Origin of the sequence: Scandinavium hiltneri (assembly GCF_024764835.1) — a bacterium.
Lineage (GTDB): Bacteria > Pseudomonadota > Gammaproteobacteria > Enterobacterales > Enterobacteriaceae > Scandinavium > Scandinavium hiltneri.
Window position 1 is genome coordinate 302,352 of sequence record NZ_JALIGE010000074.1, and the last position, 25,605, is coordinate 327,956.

General features: G+C 51.8%; 26 protein-coding genes. 10 read left to right on the plus strand and 16 right to left on the minus strand.

The window, feature by feature from the left end:
* Positions 1-81: 81 nt before the first annotated feature.
* The 3 genes from MUU47_RS14345 to MUU47_RS14355 form a co-directional block, all read right to left on the minus strand.
* Positions 82-690, minus strand: a complete 609-nt coding sequence (locus MUU47_RS14345) for a glutathione S-transferase (protein ID WP_258988857.1) — start codon at positions 688-690, stop codon at positions 82-84.
* 62 nt (positions 691-752) lie between these two features.
* On the minus strand, positions 753-1,889 hold the full coding sequence (locus MUU47_RS14350; protein WP_159769152.1) for an HlyD family secretion protein: 1,137 nt from the start codon (positions 1,887-1,889) through the stop codon (positions 753-755).
* A gap of 5 nt (positions 1,890-1,894) precedes the next feature.
* Positions 1,895-2,218, minus strand: a complete 324-nt coding sequence (locus MUU47_RS14355) for a DUF3302 domain-containing protein (RefSeq protein WP_110510296.1) — start codon at positions 2,216-2,218, stop codon at positions 1,895-1,897.
* A gap of 537 nt (positions 2,219-2,755) precedes the next feature.
* Between MUU47_RS14355 and MUU47_RS14360 the strand changes: the two genes are divergently transcribed.
* The 4 genes from MUU47_RS14360 (at position 2,756) to MUU47_RS14375 (ending at position 7,119) form a co-directional block, all read left to right on the plus strand.
* Positions 2,756-4,678: a PTS mannitol transporter subunit IICBA gene (locus MUU47_RS14360; RefSeq protein ID WP_258988859.1), complete on the plus strand. Its 1,923-nt coding sequence runs from the start codon at positions 2,756-2,758 to the stop codon at positions 4,676-4,678.
* Between the two features lie 113 nt (positions 4,679-4,791).
* Entirely contained in the window at positions 4,792-5,940 is a 1,149-nt protein-coding gene (gene mtlD, locus MUU47_RS14365) for a mannitol-1-phosphate 5-dehydrogenase (protein WP_509908864.1), read from the plus strand.
* Positions 5,941-5,993: 53 nt separating this feature from the next.
* The gene (gene mtlR / locus MUU47_RS14370; protein ID WP_258988861.1) at positions 5,994-6,530 is read left to right on the plus strand and encodes a mannitol operon repressor MtlR; all 537 of its coding nucleotides are present in this window, start codon (positions 5,994-5,996) and stop codon (positions 6,528-6,530) included.
* 226 nt (positions 6,531-6,756) lie between these two features.
* Positions 6,757-7,119 carry a YibL family ribosome-associated protein gene (locus MUU47_RS14375; RefSeq protein ID WP_258988863.1) on the plus strand — a complete coding sequence of 121 codons (363 nt, stop codon included), beginning with the start codon at positions 6,757-6,759 and terminating at the stop codon, positions 7,117-7,119.
* Between the two features lie 328 nt (positions 7,120-7,447).
* On the opposite strand, the gene MUU47_RS23405 is transcribed toward MUU47_RS14375, so the two are convergent.
* A complete protein-coding gene (locus MUU47_RS23405; RefSeq protein WP_309578269.1) occupies positions 7,448-7,822 on the minus strand; it encodes a hypothetical protein in 375 nt (124 codons plus the stop codon).
* 159 nt (positions 7,823-7,981) lie between these two features.
* A complete protein-coding gene (locus tag MUU47_RS23410) occupies positions 7,982-8,248 on the minus strand; it encodes a hypothetical protein (protein ID WP_309578270.1) in 267 nt (88 codons plus the stop codon).
* A 288-nt stretch (positions 8,249-8,536) separates the two neighbouring features.
* On the opposite strand from MUU47_RS23410, the gene lldR reads away from it, so the two are divergent.
* From lldR to trmL, 3 genes are read left to right on the plus strand one after another with little or no spacing between them, the layout of a single operon-like run.
* Positions 8,537-9,310, plus strand: a complete 774-nt coding sequence (gene lldR, locus MUU47_RS14385; protein ID WP_258988864.1) for a transcriptional regulator LldR — start codon at positions 8,537-8,539, stop codon at positions 9,308-9,310.
* Entirely contained in the window at positions 9,310-10,497 is a 1,188-nt protein-coding gene (gene lldD / locus MUU47_RS14390; protein WP_258988865.1) for an FMN-dependent L-lactate dehydrogenase LldD, read from the plus strand. Before lldR ends, lldD begins: the two co-directional genes overlap by 1 nt.
* A gap of 42 nt (positions 10,498-10,539) precedes the next feature.
* A complete protein-coding gene (gene trmL / locus MUU47_RS14395; protein ID WP_159769134.1) occupies positions 10,540-11,016 on the plus strand; it encodes a tRNA (uridine(34)/cytosine(34)/5-carboxymethylaminomethyluridine(34)-2'-O)-methyltransferase TrmL in 477 nt (158 codons plus the stop codon).
* A 131-nt stretch (positions 11,017-11,147) separates the two neighbouring features.
* Here the strand turns inward: trmL and cysE are convergent, their stop codons facing one another.
* From cysE to MUU47_RS14420, 5 genes are all read right to left on the minus strand, one after another.
* Positions 11,148-11,969, minus strand: a complete 822-nt coding sequence (cysE, locus tag MUU47_RS14400) for a serine O-acetyltransferase (protein ID WP_258988866.1) — start codon at positions 11,967-11,969, stop codon at positions 11,148-11,150.
* A gap of 79 nt (positions 11,970-12,048) precedes the next feature.
* Positions 12,049-13,068 (minus strand): NAD(P)H-dependent glycerol-3-phosphate dehydrogenase, encoded by a 1,020-nt coding sequence (gene gpsA, locus MUU47_RS14405; RefSeq protein WP_258988867.1) that lies wholly within the window; start codon positions 13,066-13,068, stop codon positions 12,049-12,051.
* Positions 13,068-13,535: a protein-export chaperone SecB gene (gene secB / locus MUU47_RS14410; protein WP_159769125.1), complete on the minus strand. Its 468-nt coding sequence runs from the start codon at positions 13,533-13,535 to the stop codon at positions 13,068-13,070. The genes gpsA and secB overlap by 1 nt, the downstream gene beginning before the upstream one ends.
* Positions 13,536-13,556: 21 nt before the next feature.
* Positions 13,557-13,808, minus strand: a complete 252-nt coding sequence (gene grxC / locus MUU47_RS14415; protein WP_258988868.1) for a glutaredoxin 3 — start codon at positions 13,806-13,808, stop codon at positions 13,557-13,559.
* A 17-nt stretch (positions 13,809-13,825) separates the two neighbouring features.
* Entirely contained in the window at positions 13,826-14,257 is a 432-nt protein-coding gene (locus MUU47_RS14420; protein WP_110510309.1) for a rhodanese-like domain-containing protein, read from the minus strand.
* 249 nt (positions 14,258-14,506) lie between these two features.
* On the opposite strand from MUU47_RS14420, the gene gpmM reads away from it, so the two are divergent.
* From gpmM to MUU47_RS14435, 3 genes are read left to right on the plus strand one after another with little or no spacing between them, the layout of a single operon-like run.
* A complete protein-coding gene (gene gpmM / locus MUU47_RS14425; protein WP_258988869.1) occupies positions 14,507-16,051 on the plus strand; it encodes a 2,3-bisphosphoglycerate-independent phosphoglycerate mutase in 1,545 nt (514 codons plus the stop codon).
* A 9-nt stretch (positions 16,052-16,060) separates the two neighbouring features.
* Positions 16,061-17,332: a murein hydrolase activator EnvC gene (gene envC, locus MUU47_RS14430; RefSeq protein ID WP_258988870.1), complete on the plus strand. Its 1,272-nt coding sequence runs from the start codon at positions 16,061-16,063 to the stop codon at positions 17,330-17,332.
* Positions 17,333-17,335: 3 nt separating this feature from the next.
* Positions 17,336-18,271 carry a divergent polysaccharide deacetylase family protein gene (locus MUU47_RS14435; protein WP_258988871.1) on the plus strand — a complete coding sequence of 312 codons (936 nt, stop codon included), beginning with the start codon at positions 17,336-17,338 and terminating at the stop codon, positions 18,269-18,271.
* Between the two features lie 37 nt (positions 18,272-18,308).
* On the opposite strand, the gene MUU47_RS14440 is transcribed toward MUU47_RS14435, so the two are convergent.
* The 6 genes from MUU47_RS14440 to kbl form a co-directional block, all read right to left on the minus strand.
* Positions 18,309-19,244, minus strand: coding sequence for a capsular polysaccharide synthesis protein (locus MUU47_RS14440; RefSeq protein ID WP_258988872.1), 936 nt, complete (start codon positions 19,242-19,244; stop codon positions 18,309-18,311).
* A 20-nt stretch (positions 19,245-19,264) separates the two neighbouring features.
* Entirely contained in the window at positions 19,265-20,113 is an 849-nt protein-coding gene (locus MUU47_RS14445; protein ID WP_258988874.1) for a glycosyltransferase, read from the minus strand.
* A gap of 77 nt (positions 20,114-20,190) precedes the next feature.
* The gene (locus MUU47_RS14450; protein WP_258988875.1) at positions 20,191-21,450 is read right to left on the minus strand and encodes an O-antigen ligase family protein; all 1,260 of its coding nucleotides are present in this window, start codon (positions 21,448-21,450) and stop codon (positions 20,191-20,193) included.
* 104 nt (positions 21,451-21,554) lie between these two features.
* Positions 21,555-23,135 carry a phosphoethanolamine transferase gene (locus tag MUU47_RS14455; RefSeq protein ID WP_125354671.1) on the minus strand — a complete coding sequence of 527 codons (1,581 nt, stop codon included), beginning with the start codon at positions 23,133-23,135 and terminating at the stop codon, positions 21,555-21,557.
* Between the two features lie 162 nt (positions 23,136-23,297).
* The gene (gene tdh / locus MUU47_RS14460; RefSeq protein ID WP_125354670.1) at positions 23,298-24,323 is read right to left on the minus strand and encodes an L-threonine 3-dehydrogenase; all 1,026 of its coding nucleotides are present in this window, start codon (positions 24,321-24,323) and stop codon (positions 23,298-23,300) included.
* Between the two features lie 9 nt (positions 24,324-24,332).
* A complete protein-coding gene (kbl, locus tag MUU47_RS14465; RefSeq protein WP_125354669.1) occupies positions 24,333-25,529 on the minus strand; it encodes a glycine C-acetyltransferase in 1,197 nt (398 codons plus the stop codon).
* Positions 25,530-25,605: the final 76 nt, after the last annotated feature.

Below are 25,605 nucleotides of genomic sequence, written 5' to 3' on the forward strand. Positions count from 1 at the left end.
GGTATGCCCCCTCCCGACGGGAGAGGGGAATAAACGTGCGGGAATAGTACTGCTATTGCGAGCTGAGCGTCATTGATCGCGCTACGCTTTTGGCGGTTCAGTGCGGGCAAAACTGTCGCGCTGGAACAGAGCTTCCACCAGCTTCACCAGATGCGGGCGCGTGGCGCACCAGCCCGGGGAAACACGGCGGAAATTGAGATACCCCACCGCGCAGGCCACGGCGATGGAGGCCAGGTTCAGTTCATCGGCTTTTAGCGTGCCGTTGGCAGCGTATTCTTCCAGGGCATCCAGCGAACGGGTGATTTTTTCACGCTGGCGCAGCAGTTCGTCCGGTGATTGCTGGGTCGCCGGGCGCGCCTGCTCGCGCACGGACACCAGGCCCGCATCCATGATGCCGTCGGCCAGGGATTCAAGCTGGCGCATGTGTAGCGCGGCTTTGGCATCTCGCGGCACCATGGCGGGCGCGATATCCAGCAGCTCGATGTACTGGGCGATAATCGGAGAGTCGGACCAGCATTCGCCGTCGTCGGTCACCAGCGCCGGAACCTTGCCGAGCGGGTTGTACTTTGCCACGCCGTTTTCGGCGTTGTACGGCATTTCGTTAATAAACTCGAACGTTATCCCCTTTTCGAGGAGGATAACCGAAATTTTACGCACAAACGGGCTGGTATAACTGCCGATCAGTTTCATCGCCTGCTCCCTGAATATTCCGCAAAAATATCAGTATGGCGCAGGCGGGTTAAAAATTCAGGTTAATGATCAAGATACAGATAGTGCATCCAGCTGGTCATGCGCAGCAGCACTTTACGCATCACCGCGACGTGGCTGAAATGGTCGGAATAGACCGCTACCTGGGCGTAAATACCATCCGGCAGAGACTCCACCTGCGTATTGGGCGCAAGCTCGATAAGCGCTAAGACACCATCGGTGCCGGGCACTACCGTCAGCGATTGCAGCGTGCCCTGCGCCTGATACGAACCGCCTGGCACCACCGGCAAAATAGAGGTCAGCTTGCCGGTGAAGACTTGCCCTGGCAGCGCATTAAACACCACTTCGGCCATGTCCCCCGGCTCGAGGCGCAGGAGCGAGTTCTGCCTGAACTGCGCGACAATTTGCCGTTTTTGCTCGGGGATAAAGACCATCACCGGGCGCAACGGCAGCGCAGCGGCGTAGGTTCCGGGGCGAATCAACACCTGAGTGGCGTAACCGTCGCTGGGGGCTCGCACCACGGTTTGTTCGAGGTTATACCGCGCCTCGGTCAGTTGCGCACGCAGGCTGACGATTTGCGACTGTTCGCCGTTGACCATGCTGTCGAGTTGGCTCTTGATCTGCGATTGTTCGGCCACCGAGGATTTCACCATCGCGTCCTGCGCCAGATAATTTTGCCGGGCATTGTCGATGTCACTTTCTGAAAACGGGTTCACTCTCGCCTTACTACCTTGCAGGTAGCGCTGATAATCTTTATACAACCGATCGCGTTCCGCGCTGACGCGCTGAGTATTGGCCAGCGCTTCGGTTAATTGCCCTTTCATCGATTCAGTGTTGTGGATCGCCGTGACTAAATCGGCCTCCAGGCGGCTGACCCGCGCCTGATAACGCGTGGGGTCGAGTTTAAACAGCACGTCGCCTTTTTTAATCAGCACGTTTTGCTTATCGGTGACTTCGCTGACAATACCCGTGACTTGCGGCGTTATCGGAATCGAGATCACCGCTTTTTGCGCCTGTGCGGTATACGGGTGGTTATAATTCATTAATAAGATAAGCCCGCTAACAATAAAAACGCCGCCCAATGCTGCGGTCGGCACCGTCCATTTATTAACCGGGATTTTGAATATTTTAAATATCGCCCAGGCCAGCGCGACGTAGGTCAGAATAATGAGTAAATCCATGATGATTACTCCGCAGGCGGCCGTTGAGTATCCGCGAGTTTCTGCTCAAGCTCCGAGACCCGGCGCTGTAATTGAATCAAAGACTCGTGCTCCGCTTGCATTCCCCAGCCGCGTTCAGGGCGGTACAGGGTGGCCCAGATCCATAAAAATGGCCAGATAACGTGCAGGGTAAAAAGACTCACCCAACCCGCGACGTGTATGGCATCGGCGTGAGGGTGATTGCGGGATTTGGCGATAAGATAAGGAATATCATGCAAAATTATGATCCCGTAAAAAATCACCAAAAAGACAAAAATAAGCACACCTAACGCAAAATAATTAAGAAACATAGCCGCCTCGAAATTATGACACGCCCATCGGCACGCGCCCCGTTGCGGAACGCCTGAGTGATAACCAAAAATTAATCGCCAGTCGGTCATATTGCTATAACACAGAATGCGTAAACTCGCCGTCCGTTGACCGTGTTACTCCCTTACAGCAGCAGCGGGTCGAGATTGAGAATATGCGTGCGATCACAGTTGCTCGGGCGCAGGCGAAAATACTTTGTGATATTAATCACACATCAACAACAAACACCTCACTTCAAAACGTGATTAAAATCACATTAACAGCCCGTAACGGTTCACTTTTCAACCTTTGTTCTTTTTTTACACAACCATTTCGTGATGCTGATCACTTCAATTACGACACACTACCCCATATTAGAGTGATACGGATCACATAAATGGACCCTGACTGGACAGTTGAACGATTCAGTGCCAGATTTCGCATCATCAACAGGGTCCGGCTACTACCTCTGCCGCCAATTAACAATAAACCTCGGGCTTTTGGCCTGCGCGATAGCAAACACAAGAAGGGGTGTTTTTATGTCATCCGATATCAAGATCAGAGTGCAAAGCTTTGGTCGCTTCCTCAGCAACATGGTGATGCCAAACATCGGCGCGTTTATCGCGTGGGGTATTATCACGGCGTTATTTATTCCTACAGGATGGTTGCCAAACGAAACGCTGGCGAAACTTGTCGGGCCAATGATTACTTATCTGCTGCCACTGCTCATCGGTTATACCGGTGGTCGTCTGGTTGGCGGTGACCGCGGTGGCGTGGTCGGTGCAATTACCACCATGGGCGTTATCGTCGGTGCCGATATGCCGATGTTCCTCGGTTCGATGATTGCCGGTCCTCTGGGCGGCTGGGCGATTAAACGCTTTGACGTCTGGGTTGACGGTAAAATCAAATCCGGCTTCGAGATGCTGGTAAACAACTTCTCCGCGGGCATCATCGGGATGATCCTCGCCGTTCTGGCATTCCTCGGCATTGGCCCTGCGGTTGAGATGCTGTCGAAAGTCCTGGCGGCTGGCGTTAACTTCATGGTCGTTCACGACATGCTGCCGCTGGCGTCTATCTTTGTTGAACCGGCGAAAATCCTGTTCCTCAATAACGCCATTAACCACGGTATCTTCTCGCCGCTGGGTATTCAGCAGTCCCATGAACTGGGTAAATCCATCTTCTTCCTGATTGAAGCGAACCCAGGTCCAGGTTTGGGCGTTCTGCTGGCGTACATGTTCTTCGGTCGCGGTAGTGCGAAACAGTCTGCGGGCGGCGCGGCTATCATCCATTTCCTGGGCGGTATCCACGAAATTTACTTCCCGTATGTGCTGATGAACCCACGTCTGATCCTGTCCGTTATCCTCGGCGGTATGACTGGCGTCTTCACTCTGACTATCCTGAACGGCGGCCTGGTGTCTCCTGCGTCTCCTGGTTCCATTCTGGCAGTGCTGGCAATGACTCCGAAAGGTGCCTACTTCGCAAACATTGCAGCGATTGTGGCAGCCACGGTGGTTTCCTTTGTGGTATCAGCTATCCTGCTGAAAACCAGCAAAGTGAAAGAAGAAGATGACATCGACGCGGCAAACCGTCGCATGCAGGAGATGAAATCCGAGTCCAAAGGTGTGGTGAATCCGCTGAGCGCGGGCGACGTGACCAACGACCTGAGTCACGTGCGTAAAATCATCGTGGCCTGTGACGCCGGTATGGGTTCCAGTGCCATGGGGGCAGGCGTGCTGCGTAAGAAAGTGGCTAATGCCGGTCTGAGCCATATCTCTGTCACCAACAGCGCTATCAATAATCTGCCGCCGGATGTCGACCTGGTGATTACTCACCGCGACCTGACCGAACGTGCGATGCGCCAGGTGCCACAGGCTCAGCACATTTCACTGACTAACTTCCTCGATAGCGGCCTGTATACCAACCTGACCGAACGTCTGGTAGCAGCACAGCGTCATGAAGATAACGAAGTGAAAATACGCGACAGCCTGAAAGACAGCTTTGACGCTGACGACAGCCACCTGTTTAAACTCAGCGCAGAAAATATCTTCCTCGGCTGCAAAGCGTTCAGCAAAGAAGAAGCCATCCGTTTTGCCGGTGAACAACTGGTGAAAGGCGGCTACGTTGAGCCAGAATATGTGGAAGCCATGCTGGATCGTGAAAAACTGACCCCGACCTATCTGGGTGAGTCCATCGCAGTCCCACACGGCACCATCGAAGCGAAAGACCGGGTCCTGAAAACCGGCGTGGTATTCTGTCAGTACCCTGACGGCGTGCGCTTCGGCGAAGAGCCGGACGACATTGCCCGCCTGGTGATTGGTATCGCGGCGCGTAATAACGAACACATCCACGTCATCACCAGCCTGACCAATGCGCTGGACGATGAATCCGTTATCGAGCGTCTGGCCACCACCCACAGCGTGGGCGAAGTGCTGGCTCTGATTTCGGGTAACAAAGTCTCTTAAGATTTCCTTCCCTCTCTCGGCAGTTTTCTGCAGGGAGAGGGTTCGGGTGAGGGACCGCGGATGTCCCCTCACCCGAGCCCTCTCGGGTAAAAACATTGATGAAGGTTAACACTATGAAAGCATTACATTTTGGCGCAGGTAATATCGGACGTGGCTTTATCGGCAAACTGTTGGCCGATGCGGGTATCACGCTGACGTTCGCCGATGTGAATCAGGTAGTTCTTGATGCCCTGAATGCCCGTCATAGCTATCAGGTGCATGTGGTTGGCGAGAATGAGCAGGTAGAAACCGTCTCTGGTGTGAACGCCGTGAGCAGCATCGGCGACGACGTGGTGGACCTGATTGCTCAGGTAGACCTGGTAACCACCGCCGTCGGCCCTGTGGTCCTGGAACGCATCGCCCCGGCGATTGCCAAAGGCCTGGCCAAGCGCAAAGCCGCTGGCAACAACACCCCGCTGAACATTATCGCCTGTGAAAACATGGTGCGCGGCACAACTCAGCTGAAAGGCCATGTCGATGCCGCACTGGCCGAAGAAGATAAAGCCTGGGTCGCGGAACACATTGGTTTCGTCGATTCCGCCGTGGACCGCATCGTTCCCCCGTCTGAATCCGCCACCCATGACCCGCTGGAAGTGACCGTGGAAACCTTCAGCGAGTGGATTGTCGACCAGACCCAATTCAAGGGAACCCTGCCGACGATCCCAGGAATGGAATTAACCGATAACCTGATGGCATTTGTCGAGCGCAAGCTCTTCACCCTGAACACCGGGCATGCTATAACCGCGTACCTCGGTAAGCTGGCGGGTCATCAGACTATCCGTGATGCGATCCTCGATGAACAGGTCCGTGCGGTAGTGAAAGGCGCGATGGATGAGAGTGGCGCGGTGCTGATTAAACGCTACGGTTTTGATGCCGAAAAACACGCAGCCTACATTCAGAAAATCCTCGGTCGCTTTGAGAATCCGTATCTGAAAGATGACGTTGAGCGCGTGGGCCGTCAGCCGCTGCGTAAACTGAGCGCGGGCGATCGCCTGATTAAACCGCTGCTCGGCACGCTGGAATACAGTCTGCCGCACGCCAATCTGGTGAAAGGCATTGCTGCCGCGATGCACTACCGCAGTGAGCAGGATCCACAGGCGCTGGAACTCGCGGCGCTTATTGACGAGAAAGGGCCACAGGCCGCACTCGCGCAGGTCTCCGGCCTGGACGCTGAGAGCGATGTGGTCGCACAAGCGGTTGCGGCGTATCACGCGAGCGCATGATGCAGGACCCGGTGCTGCTCTTGTAGCAGTACCCAAACAAAAGATTGTCAGATATGCAGGCAATAATGGAACAAACACAAGCCTTTGAAAACCGTGTGCTTGAGCGTCTGAATGCTGGCAAAACCGTACGAAGCTTCCTGATAACCGCCGTCGAATTGTTAACCGAGGCGGTGAATATGCTGGTGCTTCAGGTCTTCCGCAAAGACGATTACGCGGTGAAATACGCAGTGGAACCGTTGCTGGACGGCGAAGGGCCGCTGGGCAATCTGTCTGTGCGTCTGAAGCTCATCTATGGCCTCGGCGTGATTAGCCGTGCGGAATACGAAGATGCCGAACTGCTGATAGCGCTGCGTGAAGAACTCAATCACGACGGCAATGAATACGCCTTCACCGACGATGAAATCCTCGGCCCGTTTGGTGAACTTCATTGCGTTACCGCGTTACCGCCGCAGCCGGTGTTCGATACCAGCGATGCGGAGCTGTACGCCATGCAAAAGCAGCGCTACCAGCAGGCGGTGCGTTCCACACTGGTCCTGTCTCTCACTGAGCTGATTTCACGGGTCAGCTTGAAAAAAGCCTTTCAGAAATAACCCTCCTGCCAATGACATAACATCCCTTTTCATCTGCTTAATGCAAAAAAAAGCGCTCGGAATTACGCTTTACAAAATAGCTTTTATTTTCATTACATTAGAGATGCCAATTACATATTTTTGCTGAGTGTAATGCGTCAAATTTCGATAATTAACTATCAGGAACAGCGCTCAACGCGCATACTATTGAGCATCGATACTCTTTTACTAGCAAAAGCCACAGACCATGAAAGAAGTTGAAAAGAACGAAATCAAACGCCTGAGCGACCGCCTGGACGCTATCCGCCACCTGCAGCCGACCCTCTCTCTGGTTGATGAAGCAGAGAAATTCGCTGAGCTTGAAACAGAAAAAGCGACTCTGGAAACAGAGATTGCGCGTCTGCGTGTCGTGTATACGCAAAAGCTGAGCAAAGAAGCGCAAAAGCTGCTGGCCCTGCCGCACCGCCGCGCCATCACCAAGAAAGAGCAGGCCGATATTGGCAAGCTCAAGAAAACCGTGCGCGGCCTGGTGATTGTTCACCCGATGACCGCCCTCGGTCGCGAGATGGAATTGCAAGAGATGACCGGTTTTTCTAAGACTGCGTTTTAAACATCTGTTTCGCCCTCTCCCCCCAGGGAGAGGGCGAAACAGCTATCTGAATACGTAAAGAAAAACTGCAATCAAAGCCAGAATCACAGAAAGCAATTTCCATTTGTTTGTTTTTTCCAGAATTAAAGAGAGGGTCTGTACACAGATAATCATACCCAACAAAAAACCACCCACTACCCGCCCAGCCCCATCATTGTTGAACGCACCAGTTGGTATCGAAGGATCGATCTCGTACATCATTTCATATTTATCAATCGTTACCGTATACATAAAAAAAAGGAAAACCAGGTAACAAATAATAAGCGTGGCCCTAAGCCATTTATTCATATTACCGCCCAACTAATCTTCGAAAATGCGACCAATTCTTCACGATGAAATCCCCATAACGGGTATCTTTTTTTATGCTTTCTATATCTGGATTCGTCCCTCTATTATATCTGGCACCAATGATTCTGATGTCATCCATACTTAAATTGAGCGGTAATTTATCGTAGTCAGCTAATTCTCTTAAATGCATTGCGGCTAAATTTATGTTGTACGCATCCTTCTCAAGACAGCTGGCCAGCCTTCTTAGTTGTGAGATATCCATTTTCGCCACGTCGAGCCCCATCGTTTTAGCCGCAGTACGCACCTGCATGCTAACAAAACCAAAGGATGTTTTCTGTGGTTGAAGCGTAATAGTCCAGTTATTATCGATATACACAGGTCCACTCCAGTCGTACGCTCGGATCTCGAAGCCGATTCTATCAACTATATTGGGATCCCCTCCGACCTCTATCCAACACACTCCCGCAATGAGTTCAATAGGCAATCTGTATTTCAGCGCGGCAGATCTTATTAATGACTTATTATGAACAACCCATTAGTCTTTAAATCTTCTACTATAAGGAATACCGCCACCGAATCTTGTAGGAATAATCTTCCACCAGATTAAATCCATAACGCCCCATGAGGGAGATTTGGTCATCACTTCACAGTTGGAAAAATTTCTGACATCCACAGTAAGCTCCTTTTTATTAATGTCTTTGCGTAATATAAAGGGTTTACTTGTAAAAAATCTATCGTGAGAAATTATCATAGCATCTATAGTACTAATATCTTCAGTACTGCAAGAGATAGCCACTGACAAAACGATCTTCCCTGAAAATGCATCGCTCCCAAATTGGCCCTACCAATTCTCATTCGTTGTACCCAGAGCTTCACAGAACCCACATCTTATGCAACATATAAATTGCCTTATAGAGACACATAATTAACAATTCTTGGATATTAACCTCACATCACAATATTGGCATGACCACTTTTACAGAACGTGTGATGCAGAGCTGAGCGCAGACTCGCCGTGGAGTGGTTATCCGGAGACCTGCATGAACCTCTGGCACCAAAAAGATAACTACCTCTTAACCAGGATTTCCCCATGAAAGTGATGCCCCGGCGTCTGGCGGACGAGGTTGCGACCCGTGTGCGGACGCTGATTGAAGAACAGAAGCTGGAAGCGGGGATGCGTTTGCCCGCCGAGCGCCAGCTGGCCACGCAGCTTGGCGTGTCGCGAAACTCACTGCGCGAAGCGCTGGCGAAACTGGCGAGCGAGGGGCTGCTGATAAGCCGTCGCGGCGGCGGGACGTTTATCCGCTGGCAGCATGAGCCGTGGTCGGAGCAAAACATTGTGCAGCCGCTGAAAAGTCTGCTGGCTGACGATCCGGATTACAGCTTCGATATTCTCGAAGCCCGTCATGCCATTGAGGCCAGCACCGCCTGGCATGCGGCGCTGCGGGCCACCGAAGCCGATAAAGAAAAAATCCGTCTGTGCTTCGACGCCACGCAAAGTGACGACCCGGATTTAGCATCGCAGGCCGACGTGCGCTTTCACCTCGCCATTGCTGAAGCCTCGCATAACGTTGTGCTGTTGCAGACGATGCGCGGCTTCTTCGACCTGTTGCAATCCTCCGTCAAGCAGAGCCGCCAGCGGATGTATCTCGTCCCGCCGGTGTTCGCCAAATTGACCGAGCAGCATCAGGCGGTACTGGACGCCATCCTCGCCGGAGACGCAGAAGGCGCCCGCCAGGCAATGATGTCGCATCTCGGTTTCGTCCACACCACCATTAAACAGTTTGATGAAGACAGGGCCCGCCAGGCGCGGATCACTCGCCTTCCCGGCGACCATAACGAGCATTCCAGGGAGAACCATTAATGATTATTTCAGCCGCCAGCGACTATCGGGCCGCGGCCCAACGCATTCTGCCGCCGTTTCTTTTTCACTACATCGACGGCGGCGCTTACAGCGAGCATACCCTGCGTCGTAACGTGGCCGACCTTTCCGACGTGGCGCTGCGCCAGCGTGTGCTGAAGAACATGTCAGATCTCAGCCTGGAGACGAAGCTGTTTAACGAAACGCTGTCGATGCCGGTGGCGCTGGCCCCGGTTGGGCTGTGTGGCATGTACGCGCGTCGCGGTGAAGTGCAGGCGGCGGGCGCGGCGGATGCCAAAGGCATTCCGTTCACCCTTTCCACGGTTTCCGTGTGCCCGATTGAAGAAGTCGCCCCGACGATTAAGCGTCCGATGTGGTTCCAGCTGTACGTCCTGCGCGATCGTGGATTTATGCGCAATGCGCTGGAACGTGCGAAAGCGGCGGGTTGTTCAACGCTGGTGTTTACCGTCGATATGCCAACACCCGGTGCGCGCTATCGCGATGCACACTCCGGGATGAGCGGCCCAAATGCCGCGCTGCGTCGCTACTGGCAGTCTGTGACGCATCCACAATGGGCGTGGGACGTGGGCGTAAACGGGCGTCCGCACGACCTGGGCAATATCTCCACCTACCTCGGAAAACCCACGGGCCTGGAAGATTACATTGGCTGGCTGGCGAATAACTTCGATCCATCGATTTCGTGGAAAGACCTCGAGTGGATCCGCGAATTTTGGGACGGTCCAATGGTGATCAAAGGGATCCTGGACCCGGAAGACGCGCGCGATGCGGTACGCTTTGGCGCGGACGGTATTGTGGTGTCTAACCACGGCGGTCGCCAGCTCGATGGCGTACTGTCGTCAGCCCGCGCGCTGCCTGCCATTGCTGATGCGGTGAAGGGCGATATCGCCATTCTTGCCGACAGCGGTATTCGTAACGGTCTGGACGTGGTGCGGATGATTGCGCTGGGCGCAGATAGCGTGCTGCTGGGCCGCGCGTATCTGTATGCGCTGGCGACTCACGGCGGCGCGGGCGTGACCAATCTGCTGAATTTGATAGAGAAAGAGATGAAAGTGGCGATGACGTTGACCGGGGCGAAATCCATTAGCGAAATTTCGCGTGATTCGCTGGTGCAGGAGGCGAAGCATCTGGCGGTATCGCTATCACCGGTGACGCGTGGAGATGCGGCGTAGTCATTTTCTTTCTGCTATTCTGCCCCCGATTAAGGGGGCAACATGCTTAACATTGTACTATTCGAACCAGAAATCCCACCGAATACCGGCAATATCATTCGCCTGTGCGCAAATACCGGTTTTCGCCTGCACATCATCGAACCTATGGGTTTTACCTGGGACGATAAGCGACTGCGCCGCGCGGGGCTTGATTATCACGAGTTCACCGCCGTACAGCGCCATGCCGATTACGCCGCGTTCTTTGAAGCGGAACAACCAAAGCGTCTGTTTGCGCTGACCACCAAAGGCACGCCTGCGCACAGTGCGGTGAGCTACGAAGCCGGTGATTATCTGATGTTTGGCCCGGAAACACGGGGACTGCCCACCAGCATCCTGGATGCGCTGCCGCCTGAGCAAAAAATTCGTATTCCGATGATGCCGGACAGCCGCAGCATGAATCTGTCGAACGCGGTGTCGGTGGTGGTGTATGAGGCCTGGCGCCAGCTGGGTTATGCGGGTGCCATTCTCAGGAAATCATAATTTAAATCCCGGGCGTTATCGGCGCAACCAGATTGAACACGGACTGCGCGCAGTCACCGGAGCGTACACGCAGTACGTGAGGATGACGAGCACAGCCCTGGTTCAGGATGGTAAGTAAGATAGCCCGAGATTTAAATTCCGTCACCGTATTCGAAGGTATGGTGTATACCGTTGAAGTGCTGATCCATATCCATTGACGGTTTATCGCTGTCAGGTTTGCCGACAATACGCGCCGGTACGCCTGCGGCCGTAGTGTGCGGAGGAACGGGTTGCAGCACCACAGAGCCTGCGCCAATCTTCGCACCGCGCCCGACTTCAATATTGCCAAGGATTTTCGCGCCGGCGCCAATCATCACCCCTTCACGAATTTTCGGATGGCGATCGCCGCTGGTTTTGCCGGTCCCGCCGAGAGTCACGGATTGCAGAATCGACACGTCATCTTCGATAACGGCGGTTTCACCCACCACGATGCCTGTCGCGTGATCGAGCATGATCCCACGACCGATTTTCGCCGCCGGGTGAATGTCGACCTGGAACGTCACTGATACTTGATTTTGCAGGAAAATCGCCAGCGCACGACGCCCCTGATGCCACAGCCAGTGGCCGATACGATAAGCCTGTAGGGCGTGGAAACCTTTGAGGTACAGCAGCGGCGTGGAGTATTTATCAACCGCCGGATCGCGGGTACGCACGGCCTGAATATCACAGGCGGCAGAAGCGATCATTTCGGGATCAGCGGCATAGGCTTCTTCTACCACTTCACGAATCGCAATGGCGGGCATGATAGACGAGGCAAGTTTGTTGGCGAGCATGTAACTCAGCGCGCTGCCGAGGTTTTCATGCTTAAGGAGCGTAGCGTGGTAGAAACTGGCGAGCATAGGCTCACAGTCAGCCAGCGCGCGGGCTTCGGCTTTGATATTGTTCCAGACGATGTCCAGTTCTTCACACGGCATTGCAAACTCCAGAAGCGATGATAATGACCGGTCAGTTCTGCGCTGACCGGGTCATTGAGATGACAACGATTCCCTGCGACTAGTGGTGGCTACGCTCTTCCTTGCTGGCACGACCTAACAGGGTCAATGCTGCCTCGCGAGCATTCTTTCCGCAATACAATACCTGATAAATTTCCTCGGTTATTGGCATTTCGACACCAAATCGGTGGGCAAGTGCCCTGACCTCTTTGGTGTTGCGGTAACCTTCAACCACCTGACCTATCGCATCCTGCGCGCCTTGCACATCTTTGCCCTGTCCGAGCATCATGCCAAAGCGGCGGTTACGCGACTGGTTGTCGGTACAGGTCAGCACCAGATCACCCAGCCCCGCCATCCCCATAAAGGTGGTCGGGTCAGCACCCAGTGCCGCACCCAGACGCGACATTTCAGCAAGCCCACGGGTGATTAACGCGGTTCGGGCGTTAGCACCAAAACCGATGCCGTCAGACATCCCGGCACCAATCGCAATCACGTTTTTCACCGCACCGCCCAGCTGTACCCCAATAAAATCCGGGTTGCTGTAGACGCGGAAGCTTTTGCCGCAGTGCAGCAGCTTTTGCAGATCCTCGGCAAATGCCGGTTCGGTCGCCGCAAGCGCAATCGCCGTCGGCATACCCGCCGCCAGTTCTTTAGCGAACGTCGGACCGGAAATCACCGCCAGTGGAATGTCATCCCCGAGTGCTTCACGCGCAACGTCCTGTAACAGACGGCCGGTTTCAGCTTCCAGGCCTTTCGTCGCCCAGACCAGACGCGCATCAGAGCGCAGCAGCGGTTTGAGCTGACGCAGCACGTCACCAAATACGTGGCTTGGCACGACAACCAGAATATCGCGACTGGCGGCGAGCGCTGTGGCGAGGTCGGTTTCAAGGTGCAGCGTGTCAGGGAAAGGCACATCAGGGAGGAAGGCCGCGTTGCAGCGGTCTTGTTGCAGTATCGCCAGATGTTTGGGGTCGTGACCCCAAAGGACGACATCGTGCCCGTTTCTTGCCAGGGTGATGGCAAGAGCGGTGCCGTAAGAACCGGCACCGATCACAGTCATTGCAGCTTTACGTGCGTTCATCAGGCATCCTGATGTTGTTCGGCACCTTCGCCAGCTTGCTGCTGCAGATAGTTCATGAACAGCGCATCGAAGTTTACTGGCGCAAGGTTCAGTTGCGGGAATGTACCGCGAGAAACCAGGCTGGTGATGCATTCACGGGCATACGGGAACAGAATGTTCGGGCAGTATGCACCCAGGCAATGCGCCATCTGGTTACCGTCAATGCCTTCGATGGAGAAGATGCCGCCCTGCTGAACTTCACACAGGAATGCAGTTTCTTCGCCCAGGGACGCGGTAACGGTGACACGCAGAACGACTTCGTATACGCCTTCAGCCAGTTGGGTTGAAGCCGTATCCAGATCAAGTTTAACCTCTGGCTGCCAATCTTTCTGGAAAACGTGTGGCGCATTTGGCGCTTCGTAGGAAACGTCTTTGGTATAAATGCGCTGGATCTGGAAAGTCATTTCTGGATTGTTTTGTTCTGACATCTTATTTGTCCTTAAAAGGGATTATCGCAGCAGGGAATCAAGTCCACCACGTGCATCAAGTGCATACAAGTCGTCACAGCCACCAATGTGCTGTGTATCAATAAAAATCTGCGGCACCGTGGTACGGCCACTACGTTCAATCATTTCTTCACGCTTCGCCGCGTCACCGTCGATTGGCAGCTCCTCGAAGGAGACACCTTTACTGTTCAACAGTGCTTTCGCACGATGGCAAAACGGGCATGTTGCTTTGGTGTAGATCTCAATATTGGCCATGACGTTACCTCAGAAAATTACTTACCACGAACCAGTGGCAGGTTCTCACCGCTCCAGCCCGCAACGCCTTCTTTCAGAACATATACGCGCTCGAAGCCCGCTTTGTTCAGCGTCGTTGCCGGATCCTGAGCCTGCATACCGGAACCATCTACAACGATGATGGGTTTATCTTTGTGTTTTTCAAGCTCGCCGAGGTTATTCGCTTTGATTTCGGCAGGCAGAACGTTAACGGAACCGGCGATGTGGCCTTTACGGAAATCATCACGCTGGCGCAGGTCGACAACCACTGCGTCTTCTTTGTTGATAAGGCGCGTGGCTTCACCGCGGGTGATCACTTTGATTTTTGAGGTCAGGCCTTTAAAGGTCGTAAACAGAACGGCAGCCAGTAAGCCAACCCAAGCGATACTCAGTATGGGATGACGGCTAACAAATTGCATAATTTCTTGCATGGAGGGTGATAACTCCCGACTCAGTGATTAAAAAAACAGGGAAGGAGTATACCTGTGCGTGGTGGCAAATACAGCAAGCCGAGCCTAAGCTAATCCAATTTCTGCGGCCTGTTTCGCTAAATTTAGGCCAAAAATAACCAAACTCAGCGTCGGGGTCGCCCGTTCTTTGATCTTCCGAGGCAGATTTATCGATTCAGCTGTAGTAAAATTACGCAAATTTTTTATCTTGTGAGCATGAGGTTGTCGCATATGTCGGTTACTAAAAAACCTATGGTACTGGTGATTCTGGATGGCTACGGCTACCGTGAAGACCAGCAGGATAACGCGATTTTCGATGCGAAAACGCCGGTTATGGATGCCCTGTGGGCCAAACGTCCACATACGCTGATTGACGCTTCCGGTCTGGAAGTGGGTCTGCCGGACCGTCAGATGGGTAACTCCGAAGTGGGCCACGTCAACCTGGGCGCGGGCCGTATCGTGTATCAGGACCTGACCCGTCTGGACGTTGAAATCAAAGAGCGTACGTTCTTTGAAAACAGCGTACTGGCAGGCGCGGTTGATAAAGCCGTTGCGGCGGGCAAAGCCGTACACATCATGGGCCTGCTGTCTGCCGGTGGCGTTCACAGCCACGAAGATCACATCCTGGCGATGGTAGAACTGGCCGCTCAGCGTGGCGCAGAGAAAATCTATCTGCACGCCTTCCTTGATGGTCGTGATACTCCACCGCGCAGCGCCAAACCCACTCTGCAGCGTTTCGAAGAGAAATTCGCTGAACTGGGCAAAGGCCGTGTGGCGTCCATCATTGGCCGTTACTTCGCTATGGACCGCGACAACCGTTGGGATCGCGTTGAACAGGCTTATGACCTGATGACCCTGGCGAAAGGCGAGTTCCAGACTGACACCGCCGTTGCTGGCCTCGAAGCCGCTTACGCGCGCGACGAAAACGACGAATTCGTGAAAGCCACCGTTATCCGTGCAGAAGGTCAGGCCGACGCAGCCATGGAAGATGGCGATGCGCTGATTTTCATGAACTTCCGTGCTGACCGTGCCCGTGAAATCACCCGTGCTTTCGTTAACGCTGACTTCGACGGCTTCGCCCGTAAGAAAGTGGTCAATCTCGACTACATCATGCTGACCGAATACGCGGCTGACATTAAAGCCCCTTGCGCATACCCACCAACGTCTCTCGCGAATACCTTCGGCGAGTGGATGGCGAAGAAGGACAAAACCCAGCTGCGTATCTCTGAAACCGAGAAATACGCACACGTCACCTTCTTCTTCAACGGCGGCGTAGAAGACCCGTTTGTGGGTGAAGAGCGAATCCTTATCAACTCCCCGAAAGTCGCGACCTACGATCTGCAGCCAGAAATGAGTTCGGCAGAATTGACTGAAAAATTGGTCGGCGCAATCAAGGGTGGCAAGTACGACACCATTATCTGTAACTATCCGAACGGTGACATGGTTGGCCACACCGGCGTGATGGAAGCAGCAGTCCAGGCGATTGAAGCGCTGGATAACTGCATTGCTGAAGTCACTGCAGCGGTAGAATCCGTTGGCGGTCAGTTACTTATCACTGCTGACCACGGTAACGCTGAGCAGATGCGTGACCCGGCTACTGGCCAGGCGCACACCGCGCATACTAACCTGCCTGTACCGCTGATTTACGTTGGCGGCAAAGCGGTTAAAGCGCTAGATGGCGGTAAACTTTCCGATATCGCACCTACCATGTTGACCCTGATGGGCATGGACGTCCCGGAAGAGATGACTGGCAAGCCGCTGTTCATCGTGGAATAATCCCTCCCCATGAGGGGAAAGGCGATTTTTTCAAATACATGGATAGCGACGGCAGTCCGATCCATTTGTTACGCCAGCGCAGTCAGCGCTGGCGTATTGCTGTGCGCGACGTATGCTCACGCAGACGATCGCGACCAGCTAAAATCTATTCAGGCTGACATCGCCAGTAAAGAAAAGGCCGTTCGCCAACAGCAGCAACAGCGCTCCGCTTTGCTCGCCCAGCTCAAAACGCAGGAAGAAGCCATTTCTGCCGCCGCCCGCAAACTGCGGGACACCCAGAATACCCTCGCTGACCTCAATAAGCAGGTCGATGCCATGAACGCGTCGATTGCTAAACTTGAAAAGCAAAAAGCCGCTCAGGAACGCAGCCTCGCAGCACAGCTTGATGCCGCGTTTCGTCAGGGCGAGCATACCGGTATTCAGCTGATTTTGAGCGGTGAAGAGAGCCAACGCGGACAACGTCTGCAGGCCTATTTTGGTTACCTCAACCAGGCGCGCCAGGAAACCATCGCCGAGCTGAAACAGACCCGCGAAGAAGTCACCTCGCAAAAAGCCGAGCTGGAAGAGAAACAGAGCCAACAGCAAACGCTGCTGTATGAGCAGAAAGCGCAGCAGGCCAAGCTTGAGCAAGCGCGTAACGAACGTAAGAAAACCCTCGCCGGACTTGAGTCCTCAATTCAGGCAGGCCAACAACAGCTTTCCGAAATGCGGGCCAACGAATCACGCATGCGTTCCCGCATTGCACAGGCCGCCGCTGCCGCGCGTGCTCGCGCTGACCGCGAAGCTCGTGAAGCGCAGGCCGTACGCGACCGCCAGCAGGACGCCTCGCGTAAAGGCACCACCTATAAACCTTCCGAAAGTGAACGCTCGCTGATGTCCCGTACGGGCGGCCTGGGCTCACCGCGCGGTCAGGCCTACTGGCCAGTTCGCGGCCCAACACTGCATCGCTATGGCGAACAGCTTCAGGGTGAGCTACGTTGGAAAGGGATGGTCATCGGTGCGTCTGAAGGCACCGAGGTAAAAGCCATTGCCGATGGCCGGGTGATCCTCGCCGACTGGTTGCAGGGCTACGGCCTTGTGGTTGTCGTTGAGCACGGCAAAGGCGACATGAGTCTGTATGGCTATAACCAAAGCGCGCTGGTCAGCGTCGGGACCCAGGTTCGCGCGGGTCAGCCGATTGCCCTTGTGGGCAGCAGTGGTGGTCAGGGCCGACCGTCACTTTACTTCGAAATTCGCCGCCAGGGTCAGGCGGTCAATCCACAGCCGTGGTTGGGAAGATAAGTTTTGCTTCAATTTCGCTCGTTAGCGTTGTCCGTCGCCGCCGTACTGGCGATGATTTCCCCGGCCCACGCCGGAAAACTCTCGATAGTCATTGATGATTTTGGCTATCGACCTCAGCAAGAAAATCAGGTACTGGCCCTGCCCAATACCATCTCCGTTGCAGTGTTACCCAATGCTCCCCACGCCCGCGAAATGGCGACTAAAGCCCATAACGGTGGTCATGAAGTCCTGATCCACCTGCCGATGGCGCCACTCAGCAAGCAACCGCTGGAGAAAGACACCCTTCGTCCGGACATGAGCAGCGCAGAGATTGATCGTATTATTCGTGATGCGGTCGGCAAAGTGCCGTACGCCGTGGGGCTGAATAACCATATGGGCAGCGCCATGACGTCGAGCCTGTTCGGCATGCAGAAAGTGATGCAGACGCTGAGCCACTACAATTTCTATTTTCTCGACAGCATGACGATTGGCAACAGCCAGTCAATGCGCGCTGCCGCCGGGACGGGCGTGAAGGTCATCAAACGTAGAGTGTTCCTGGATGACAAGCAAAACGAGGCGGATATTCGGGTGCAGTTTAATCGTGCGATTCAGCTTGCGCGCCGAAATGGCTCGGCGATTGCGATTGGCCACCCGCATCCCACGACGGTTCGTGTGCTTCAGCAGATGGTGTACAACTTGCCGCCGGATATTACCCTTGTCCGACCAAGCAGCCTGCTCAATGAGCAGCAGACAGACACCTCGACGCCGCAGAATAGCGGCCCGGCTCAACAGCCCGCCACATCGCGTAACCCGTTCCGTGGTGTGAAACTGTGTAAACCAAGACAACCACAGCCGCCAGTGTATGCCAGCCGCTTCTTTACCGTGCTCGGCGACAGCATTACCCACAGCACGCTGGTGCAGTATATGCAGCTACAGTGGCAGGGATGGGATCAGCCCTGAATCAACGAGGCTGCGGAAAGGCAGCCTGCTTTTTCGTCTATGATGATGAGTCCAGAGTAAACGAATTATCGAGAATTCGACCGTAAAGTGTGCGATCCGAACCTTTTGCTTCGCTATAACCCGCTTTATGGGAAAGTTTGTAAATTCCGACAAGATCCTGATTCAGTTTATTGATGACATCAGCATTAACAGGTTCATTTATAAACTGACGGATGTAGAATCTTTTATTCCCAATGACGGGTTGCTCTTCAACCAATGCTTTGAAAAAAGCAAACTTCTCGATCCCAAACAATAAGGTATAATCAATTAAGAAGTACTCAATCAGGGCATCATATTTCTGCCAGTACTGATACAAGAGATCCCTGACCATAACGATATATGGGTCGTTTTTCTGTGATGCCAAAAAATAGGCTGTCCAATATCCAAGACTGATCGCCTCATCTGTATTTCCTTCATTGAAGCGTAAAGAAGAAAAATCACAATGAAACAGGTGGTCTGGAATTCTGCGTGTGAGGTATACAGTGGCATCCATCCAGATCCCCCCATACTGAGCCAAAAGGCTACACCGAACGATGTCAGAGTAATGCGCTTTGCTGATTAAACCACGTTGGTATTTCTCGATAATATAGGTTGGTAGAGAAATATAGCCCTTAATATTCTCATCATCGAGAATGACGACCCTGGCATCACCCACATTTTTTTGGATAGACTCTACGCAGCGTTTGACTAAAATCGGAGCCTGTTCAATCCCCTGAAACCAGCAAACCCATACAATTTTTTCAGTCTGACGCAGTGAAACATTATCTGCAGTTTTCTCAGGCGAAACATTTAATTCATTAAGAACATCAAAAATGTGTTGTTTCTTTTTCTCAATGAAATAGCGGTTAAGCGCGGTAAAAAAAGAGAGATTTGTTTTTTTACTCCACCGGCGAGTCGATTTTATGAGTTTGTTTAATAAACCAATATTTCTCATGACAGACATCCCGAATCAGTTTAGAAAATTGCCTTCAGCGCCCGGCGGAACAACTTCATTCTTAGTTTGAGATCTTTCTTTTTACCCATCAGCAATCTGTTCATTTTCACAGCGCTCATCCCACGAAAAGACATCAGCTGGAAAAGGTTATTACTCTTCGTTTCCTCACTCATAAGATCTCTGAACTTGAAATAGAGCTTACGATAGGAGGTATACTTCTTTATCTGCTTGGTGATTCTGTTATCGCTATGCTCCGCATCCACCATCTGGGTACTAAATGGGTATTTCAAACCCGGACCAAAATTTGCGATCAGTTTTATCCACACATCGCGGTCTTGTTGTTGCTTGATTTCCAGAGAAAAACATCCTACCGACATCAACTTTTCTCTGGTCGTAAGCACTTGGTTACCGACTACATTCTCGCAGAGTATATCCTGCAGCCCAATAACTCGATAGGTATCTATATTTTTAGCGTGCTCTCGGTCTTTATCCAGGCGCGTCAATGTGTCGCAAACAAAAGCATATTTGTCATTGTATCTACTGACAAGAAGCGATATGCGTTCTGGCAGAAAATAATCATCATCATCCAGCCCAGTAACAAATTTGCCTTGTGATAATGCATAGCCGCAGTTGCGGCTAAAATTGGAACCGCTGTTAATGGCATTACGCTGATATACAAAACGAATGAATCGTTGTTCACACTCATCGCGAAGGGAATCTATCAGCATTGATGTCTTTTCATTGGAGAAATCGTCAATCACGATCAATTCAATCGCCAGATAATCCTGAGCGATAACAGAACGAATAGCCCTTTCCAACAGGTCTTCCCGGTTGTGGGTGGTGATGATGACGGAAACCAACTCTTGCATACACAGACTCACTTCATAAATCGAGGCGTTTTCACTGCCAGGAAGAATACTCTGTCACTGGCAGAGAAGCAAAATGATCACTTCACCACATCACGGTGGCGGTTCTGTGTCAGGAAGACAACAAACATAATCAATGTCAGCATCCAGGCGGTAGGCGTCGTTTTTGAATAGAACATCACTCCACTAAACCCAAACATTACCATGGAAGTCAAAAAAGCAAAGAGAGCAAAACTTTTTATCTGCCGAAGTGAATACCATGCCAAGGCTATGACAAAGCAGACATAAAGCAGAACCCCAGAAGGCCCTTTGGTTGACACCGCCTCAACAAACTCATTATGCAGATGCCCTCTGATATAACTCAATGCTCCCGATAAGCTAGGATCTTCCTTAACAGCTTGTCTTATAAGAGTATTACGCTGATCAGTAGATTGCCAAAGATAATTATGTTCCGACGCAATTAATCCTGATTTCCACATAGCGAATCTCGCGCCGACAGAGGTGTTACTGTTATCATTTTCATAGGCCGAAACATCTTTGTTCAAATCATTATAACGCTGGACCAGATTGTCCTTCATCATGAAAGCACCCGCCATAAAGGCCAACAGTAATACAGCAATTCCTCTCCACGGGATATGTCGTTGCTTATAGCAGCGAATACAGAGCAGACCTGCAAATATAATAGGGTAGACCATAATCGCAGCGCGAGTGCCTGTTGTGACAAGAATAATAAAGGTCACAAAGAAGTGTGCAAGAATAAGTAAATCTTTAAAGCGCATCCGCGAATGCTGGAGGACCATCATGATATAATATGACAGGAAACCGACTGTATATGCAGCACCAGTAGAGCTCGCGCCGCCTCCAAGAGAAAACTCAACTCTCTGTAAACCTAATTCAATATGTTGGTACCAGGCATACGCAATCATGATTATTTGAAGAATCATAATCACTGCATAATGGATTTTATTATTGCCAATTTTAAATTTTTCGTTGACTGAGAAGGCAAAAATTAAAAGAGATCCATATATGCAAATTTTACCCACTTCAAGATAGGCACGATATGAGTTAATCGCCGGACTATTATTGACTTTATATAATCCATACCATGCCAGGTCACAGATCCCAGTGATTAAGAGAACCAGACATAACCAAAACACTTCCGTTTTGTAGAGATGTTTAATATTGTAAATAACTAAGAAGAATGAAATAAAACCCGCGACATTCAGTAACTTATTAGAAAAGTCGGGTGACAGGATGATACTGCCAAAGGCCACGACACAGAGGCCAAAAATCAATTCTGTCATCCGAACCTGTATGCTTTGCCCTTTCAAACTCGTCATTATCGTTCTCAATCAGTTACTCAATGGTAAAATTTGAATTTAATTCTTTAAAAGACTGTAAAAAAACAGCATCTTAACCAAACTGGTGAGCAATCATGCCATAGTTAATGCATGCTGTTCCAGCTATATATCTTTCCAGTTGTATCCATGATCATAATGGGTTTCTGGTAGGTCTGGAGCCAAGATTTAAGGTTTTTATCTTTGCTTTCAACCCGATGAACGCCTAACCACAGCTCAGCAAGCGTGTTGGTATCATCTGTAGACCATGGCGTGTTGTAATCTCCGGTCCATTTTTTATTCTCTGCAACTTCCGGGCTGTACCAGATGAACGCGGGAACAGATAAAGCCTCTTTAGGAGGATTAGCGCCAGCGTGGGAGTAGACTACAGCACGCGAAGGATCGCGTATTAAGGCATGGTCCGAAAAATAGAACACAGACGACCGTGAATGAGAAAGTTGGCTAAATATTTTACCCATGAGCTCATCGGTGAATCGCACAGAATTATCATAGCAATCATCGGCTTTACTGCCGTCTTTAAAGAAGGAAGCCGTCTCAGGGAAACGCTTGCATGCCGGTTCATGGCTACCGTAGATGTGCAATACGATCAGTTTCTTGCCCGGCTTTGCAAGAGCCTGACTCAGCAAGGGCAGTAATGCGTCATCAAACCCACCCTCTACCCACTGATGCTGTTTCGTATTCATAGCAATCCCGGTAATCACGTTATTGTACGCCCCTCCTTTGCCTTGCCGGCTGTACCAGTGCGTCTCATAACCTGCTTTATTCGCGACACCGATAATATTGTCGCCATACAGAACAGGTTCTGGCTTTTGCACAGAAGCTGCGGTGAGTGCTAAGGGCACAGCCATAATAGTCACGGGAGCAGGACTCACGGCATGGCGGAACAGCAGGATATTCTTCTGCTGGGACTCCAGCTGTGGCGTGGTCTCTCTTTCATAACCATAAATACTCATATTTGACGTGCGTTCTGACTCGCCGACGATGAGTATATAATTGTCAATGCCTGTATCCGTGGTCGTTATTTTATAATCTGGTGCATTTTTATTAATAGTAGCCACGACATTGATATCCGCGAATGCCTGCATAAATACTTTTGATGTACTCAGTGGCGTTGAATTCACGACTCGCTGAGCCATACTGTCCACTTTACTTTTGCGCATCTGATGCAGTGCGGCCTGGACTGTGTAACCCGTCAATAAAAGTACCAGCAAGATAAGAGGGTATTTTCGAAATCTATTTGGAATCGCATCCAGGCCACTATTAATCGTGAACATGAACAGGGCAAATAAGGCTAAGAAAATGCTACAGTCTCGCCAATACAACCCCAGCATTGAATATGCTTCACTGCCAGTAGTATTCATAACACTTAACGCGAAGCCATATGTGAAAACGGAATTAAAATTTGTCCAGGCATATAATTGCAAAGCAAGATCAGTCGCAATAAGCCCGAAGAAAAAAGCACCAGCAAGATTTCTTAAAAAATTATTACCAATGCAACGTAAAGCCAACATCAATAATATAAAAACTAGAGTGCGATTGATAACGGCATTATAGCGTGCATTAATAAAATTAATTAATACTACTGCCAAAACGGACAAAATAAGCGGGATCCACGTGAAAAATAATGCGCTTTTTTTAGATCGATTCTTTTCAATAGTTAACGACATTTCACGTAATTCCCACGTAGTAATTTCAATAGTGAATATGGATTATAATTAGCAGGCTTATCGAATTATCATGGCGCTATCATCACTCGACATGCATTATGGAATTGATAAGGAAAAAATCATTGAGCACCAGTTTATCAATCTGGTGCTCAAAGAGGAAGGTTAATCCCAGCTCAAAATCACTTTCCCGGACTGGCCGGAACGCATCGCGTCAAAGCCTTTCTGGAAGTCATCAACGCCGAAACGGTGGGTAATGATTGGGGAGAGATCCAGCCCTGACTGGATAAGCGCCGCCATCTTATACCAGGTCTCGAACATCTCACGCCCATAGATGCCTTTGATGAACAAGCCCTTGAAGATGACTTTGGTCCAGTCGATAGACATATCTGATGGCGGTATCCCCAGCATCGCAATACGCCCGCCGTGGTTCATGGTGTCAAGCATGGTACGGAACGCGGGTGGTGCGCCTGACATTTCCAGGCCCACGTCAAACCCTTCGGTCATGCCCAGTTCGGCCATGACATCAGTCAGGCTTTCTTTGGACACGTTAACCGCGCGAGTCACGCCCATTTTACGCGCCAGATCCAAACGGTATTCATTCACGTCAGTAATCACGACGTTACGCGCACCAACGTGTTTCGCGACGGCAGCGGCCATAATACCGATTGGGCCTGCGCCGGACACCAGCACGTCTTCACCGACCAGATCAAACGACAGCGCCGTGTGAACCGCATTACCGAACGGATCGAAGATAGACGCCAGATCATCAGAAATGTTATCCGGGATTTTAAAGGCGTTGAACGCCGGCAGAACCAGATATTCAGCGAAGCAACCCGGACGGTTAACCCCAACCCCCGTGGTGTTGCGGCAAAGATGTGTGCGGCCTGCGCGACAGTTACGGCAGTGGCCGCAGGTGATGTGACCTTCACCAGAAACGCGATCGCCGATTTTAAAACCTTTCACTTCCTGGCCAATACCGACAACTTCACCCACATACTCATGGCCCACAACCATCGGAACCGGAATGGTTTTCTGCGACCATTCGTCCCAGTTATAGATGTGCACGTCGGTGCCGCAAATTGCGGTTTTGCGAATCTTAATCAGCAGGTCGTTATGTCCGACCTCCGGCTCCGGAACGTCGTTCATCCAGATACCTTCTTCGGCCTTCAGTTTCGATAATGCTTTCATCTCACATCCTCAGGCAATCACGCCCAGTTGCTTACCGATGCGGGTAAACGCGTCCACCGCACGTTCAATTTGCTCAGGTGTATGCGCCGCAGACATCTGCGTGCGGATACGCGCCTGACCTTTTGGCACCACCGGATAGAAGAAACCGGTGACGTAAATCCCTTCTTTTTGCAGCTCGCGGGCAAAGTCTTGCGCCACGGTCGCTTCACCCAGCATCACCGGGATAATGGCGTGATCGGCACCGGCCAGGGTAAAGCCTGCGGCAGTCATTTTTTCGCGGAACAAGCGCGCGTTGGACCACAGGCGGTCACGCAGCTCAGCACCTGACTCCACCATTTCCAGCACTTTGATAGAAGCGGAAACGATGGCCGGAGCCAGTGAGTTGGAGAACAGGTATGGGCGGGAACGCTGACGCAGCCACTCGACCACCTCTTTACGCGCCGCGGTGTAGCCGCCGGATGCGCCACCGAGCGCTTTGCCCAGCGTACCGGTGATAATGTCTACGCGGTCCAGCACATCGCAGTATTCGTGCGAGCCACGGCCGTTTTCGCCGACAAAGCCGACTGCATGGGAGTCATCGACCATCACCAGCGCATCGTATTTGTCTGCCAGGTCGCAAACGCCTTTCAGATTGGCAATCACGCCATCCATCGAGAACACGCCGTCTGTGGCGATCAGCACATGGCGAGCGCCGGCTTCGCGAGCTTCTTTCAGACGCGCTTCCAGCTCCTGCATATCGTTGTTGGCATAACGGAAACGCTTCGCTTTACACAGACGTACGCCATCAATAATAGAAGCGTGGTTCAGCGCATCAGAAATGATGGCGTCTTCCGGGCCGAGCAGGGTTTCAAACAGTCCGCCGTTGGCGTCAAAGCAGGAGGAGTAAAGAATCGCGTCTTCCATACCGAGGAAATCGGCCAGTTTCTTTTCCAGTACCTTGTGGCTGTCCTGCGTTCCGCAAATGAAACGCACGGAGGCCATGCCAAATCCGTGGCTGTCCATCCCGGATTTTGCCGCAGCAATCAACTCAGGATGGTTTGCCAGGCCGAGATAGTTGTTAGCGCAGAAGTTGATGACATGGCTGCCATCGCCGACGGTAATGTCCGCCTGTTGGGCAGAGGTAATGATGCGCTCTTCTTTAAACAACCCTTCCGCACGGGCGGTTTCCAGGTCGCTGGTTAACTGTTTGTAAAAATCACCACGCATTGCAACTCTCCAGATTCGGCAAAATTTGGAACATATTACCCAATGCTATAGGTCTATACGAGATGACGCTGCGTCG